This window comes from Bacillus sp. JJ783, assembly GCF_036963225.1.
GTDB classification, from domain to species: domain Bacteria; phylum Bacillota; class Bacilli; order Bacillales; family Bacillaceae_G; genus Bacillus_A; species Bacillus_A cereus_U.
In genome coordinates, this window is sequence record NZ_JBALMG010000242.1 from 1 (window position 1) to 3,308 (window position 3,308).

Consider the following 3,308-nt stretch of genomic DNA (forward strand, 5'->3'; position numbering starts at 1 on the left):
CCCTTACATTTACCTTACATTTTTGTAAGGTAAAATAAAACATACTACTTCATAAGAGCATTTCTTTGGAATGAGAAATGCTTTTTATTTTCATCAAAATTAAAAAGATATTTCAATAACAATAATAATAAAATAAAAAACAATACAATTTTATTGCAAAACGATAAATTTCATAGTAAAATCATGTTGTTATTGCATAAGCGAGGTGCTTTTTATGAAACAAGTTACGACACTCTTTTTAAAGCTAGCTATTATTTTTATAGGAATCCCAGTTCTTGCATTGTGCATATTTTTGGTGCCTAAGATCGGGAATTTTGCTGGAGAATTGTATCCGGATATTGCTTATATAAAATCTCTCATTTTAATCGATATGTACGCGGCAGCGATACCTTTTTACTTTGCTCTGTATCAAGCTTTTAAACTTTTAAGCTATATTGATAAGAACCAAGCGTTCTCGGAATTATCAGTAAAGTCTTTAAAGAATATAAAATACTGTGCCATCACGATCAGTACCTTGTACTTGTTAGGTATGCCACTCTACTATCTCATGGCGAAAAAAATTGATCCTCCAAGTTTCATACCAATCGGATTGACCATCATTTTCGCCTCTATGGTGATCGCCGTTTTTGCTGCTGTTCTCCAAAGGCTTTTACAAGAAGCTATTAATATAAAATCAGAAAATGATTTAACGGTCTGAGGTGGAGGATATGGCAATTATTATTAATATTGATGTGATGTTAGCAAAACGAAAAATGAGCGTAACGGGGCTTTCGGAGAGGGTTGGGATTACGATGGCGAATCTTTCCATTCTGAAAAATGGGAAAGCAAAAGCGGTTCGTTTTTCAACATTAGAAGCGATATGTAAGACTTTAGATTGTCAACCAGGTGATATTTTGGAGTACAAAAGCGACGAATACACTCAATAAATACAGACAACAACTTTCTTCAACCAATGGGATTAAATAGTGAAATTAAAATGAAGGGATAGCAATTAAGCTATCCCTTCTCTGCGTTTATTATTGTTATTTAATATATCTTTAATTACTTTAACTTCAGTATTACATAATTAATGGTGTGTTTTATTATCAATCTCTATTTCCTATTTTTTATTTCCTCTTTCATACTTTCCACAAACGCATCTAGTTCAACAACTTCCGACTTCTCTTCCCCATATTTTCGTACATTTACAGCTTTGCTTTCCATTTCTTTATCACCAATAACAAGAACATAAGGAACTTTTTGCATTTGCGCTTCTCTAATTTTATATCCTAACTTTTCATCTCGTATATCTCGTTCGACACGAATTCCGGCTTGTGCTAATTTATCTGCAATCCTATTTGCGTATTGTTTATGCACTGCATTTGAAACTGGAATTACTTTCACTTGAACCGGTGCCACCCACGCTGGGAACGCGCCTCCAAAGTGCTCAATTAATATTGCTAAGAAACGATCTAAAGATCCTAAAACTGCTCGGTGAATGACAACTGGTCTTCTCTTTTCATTATTCTCATCTATATAATTTAAATCAAATTTCTCTGGCATTTGGAAATCAAGCTGGATTGTTCCGCACTGATGACTTCTATTTAAAGCATCTTTAATATGGAAATCAATTTTCGGTCCGTAAAATGCACCATCACCTTCATTTAATCTATATTTATAATTTAATGATTGTAATACATTTGCTAATGCTGCTTCTGCTTGCTCCCATAATTTATCATCACCCATTGAATCTTTTGGACGAGTAGAAAGCTCTACTTCATACTCAAATCCAAAAGTTTTATATACGTAATCAATTTGCGCCATTACTGATTTGATTTCATCTTCAATTTGTTCTGGTGTTACAAATAAATGAGCATCATCTTGGCAGAAAGTACGAACTCTTAATAATCCGTTTAAAGCGCCACTAAATTCATGTCGATGCACTTGACCGAACTCACACATACGAATCGGTAATTCACGATAAGAATGTAATTTATTTTTAAACATAAGCATATGGCCTGGGCAGTTCATCGGTTTTAATGCAAAACTTTTATGATCTACTTCTGAGAAATACATATTGTCTTTGTAATGTCCCCAGTGTCCTGACTTCTCCCATAATTCTTGATTCATCATAAATGGAGTACGCACTTCTTGATAATTGTACTCATTTTGAATTTTTCTTAAAAATGCTTCTAATTCATTGCGAATAATCTGTCCTTTTGGCAAGTAAAACGGCATTCCCGGAGCCTCTTCCGAAAACATAAACAATTCAAGTTCACTACCTAATTTCCGATGATTTCTCTTCGCAGCCTCTTCAACAAAATGCAAATAATTTTCTAATTCTTTTTGTGAAGCAAATGCCACACCGTATATACGCTGAAGCACTTGATTGTTACTATCACCTCGCCAATATGCACCAGAAACATGAGTTAATTGAAATGCTTTCAGATAACCAGTAGATGGCAAATGTGGTCCTCTACATAAATCTACAAATTCACCTTGTTTATAAAGTGTTACACTTTCCTCATTAGGTATTGCTTCTAAAAGCTCTAATTTCAAACTATCATTCATTTCTTGAAACAGTTTTTTTGCTTCTTCTCGAGAGATTTCAACTCGTTCTATCTTTACATTTTCATTTATAATATTTTTCATTTCTTTTTCTATTTTCGGTAAATCTTCTACGTTTACACTACTTTGAAGATCCATATCATAATAAAATCCATTCTCAATAACTGGCCCTACTCCAAGCTTCACATCACCATAAATTCTTTTCACAGCTTGCGCTAATATATGTGCCGCAGAGTGTCTTGCAATTTCTACACCTTCATTTGAGTCAATAGTAATAATTTCTACTTCTGCATTCTCTTCAATGTTTCGTCGTAAATCAAAAGACTGCTCATTAACTTTTCCTGCGACTGCTTTCTTTTTCAAGCTACTACTAATCGAACCAGCAATTTCTTCTAAAGTAATGCCTTTCACAAATTCTTTAACGCTACCATCTGGAAATTTAATTTCGATCATCTGTTCTTTCATTTTTCATCTCTCCATTTCATAATAAAAAGCACACTCATCCCTAAAATAGGGACGAGTGTGCTTTTACCCGTGGTTCCACCCAGATTCCCATCACTAAATGCAATGGCTTCTTTTACGATAACGTCGTTTACACGGCACTAGATACTTGATTTCCCCAGTGCAGCTCTAAGGTGGTAAGTTATTTTTCTGCGTTAGGAAGTTCTCAGCTTTCCTTCCTTCTCTGTATAACCGTTTAAAATAACTCGTGTCCTTTTCTTCGCTTTTGTAACAAATCCATTTATTGTTATTTAATATAT

Annotated in this window: 3 protein-coding genes and 1 other annotated feature; of the genes, 2 read left to right on the top strand and 1 reads right to left on the bottom strand. The window is 34.0% G+C overall.

The window, feature by feature from the left end:
* Window positions 1-214 precede the first annotated feature (214 nt).
* Together V7038_RS29025 and V7038_RS29030 are read left to right on the top strand one after the other, a co-directional pair.
* Entirely contained in the window at window positions 215-697 is a 483-nt protein-coding gene (locus V7038_RS29025; RefSeq protein ID WP_335696052.1) for a DUF2975 domain-containing protein, read from the top strand.
* A 10-nt stretch (window positions 698-707) separates the two neighbouring features.
* Window positions 708-926 carry a helix-turn-helix domain-containing protein gene (locus V7038_RS29030; protein ID WP_199661277.1) on the top strand — a complete coding sequence of 73 codons (219 nt, stop codon included), beginning with the start codon at window positions 708-710 and terminating at the stop codon, window positions 924-926.
* Between the two features lie 166 nt (window positions 927-1,092).
* On the opposite strand, the gene thrS is transcribed toward V7038_RS29030, so the two are convergent.
* Window positions 1,093-3,012 (bottom strand): threonine--tRNA ligase, encoded by a 1,920-nt coding sequence (gene thrS / locus V7038_RS29035; protein ID WP_335696053.1) that lies wholly within the window; start codon window positions 3,010-3,012, stop codon window positions 1,093-1,095.
* A gap of 44 nt (window positions 3,013-3,056) precedes the next feature.
* Window positions 3,057-3,278, bottom strand: a binding site (T-box leader).
* Between the last annotated feature and the right edge of the window lie 30 nt (window positions 3,279-3,308).

What these genes read in the sequence shown, in the direction of transcription:
- V7038_RS29025 (WP_335696052.1), top strand. Translation starts at nt 215, where the DNA reads ATGAAACAAGTTACGACACTCTTTTTAAAGCTAGCTATTATTTTTATA.
- V7038_RS29030 (WP_199661277.1), top strand. Translation starts at nt 708, where the DNA reads ATGGCAATTATTATTAATATTGATGTGATGTTAGCAAAACGAAAAATG.
- thrS (WP_335696053.1), bottom strand. Translation starts at nt 3,012, where the DNA reads ATGAAAGAACAGATGATCGAAATTAAATTTCCAGATGGTAGCGTTAAA.